Below are 457 nucleotides of genomic sequence, written 5' to 3' on the forward strand. Positions count from 1 at the left end.
CTACATACAGAATAGCTGGAAGTACGGGAAGTCCAATGGTTTAAGCGAAGGCCTGAACAACAAGATCAAAGTCCTGAAGCGTGTCTCCTTCGGCCTCCACAGCTTTGAAGCCTTCCGCAGGCGTATCCTTCTCACCTGCGGAAAGCTCAAGTTTTCCAAAGATCCATTAACAGTCCTGGAGGATGCAAAGGATGGAAAGGAGATCCGCTTATGATACCAGACAGAACCTTCCTGCGCTGCTGCGCCCAAAAGAACAACCTTGCTCTTCCACAGGAGCTGGAAGACTGGCTTCTCGTCCACTTTGAAGATGAACCCTACAAGGACTTCAACACTGCCTCCATCCTGGAAGATATGGTCTGTATGTACTGCCAGTCCTATGCTGCCGGCAGACTGGATGTGACCATCCCGGATCCCGTGACACGCTTAAAGGAACGCCATGAAGATCTGAAAGACCTGA

2 protein-coding genes are annotated in these 457 nt (G+C 50.5%); both read left to right on the plus strand.

The genetic code is table 11. From position 1 onward, the window contains the following. Nucleotides 1–214: transposase (locus H6A20_RS13155; protein WP_204907542.1), on the plus strand; the 214-nt coding region annotated here is incomplete at its 5' end. Next, nucleotides 211–457 (plus strand): hypothetical protein (locus H6A20_RS13160; RefSeq protein WP_204907543.1); only part of this gene is annotated, 247 nt, incomplete at its 3' end. The genes H6A20_RS13155 and H6A20_RS13160, both read left to right, overlap by 4 nt.

Origin of the sequence: Mordavella massiliensis (assembly GCF_016901695.1) — a bacterium.
GTDB lineage: Bacteria > Bacillota > Clostridia > Lachnospirales > Lachnospiraceae > Claveliimonas > Claveliimonas massiliensis_A.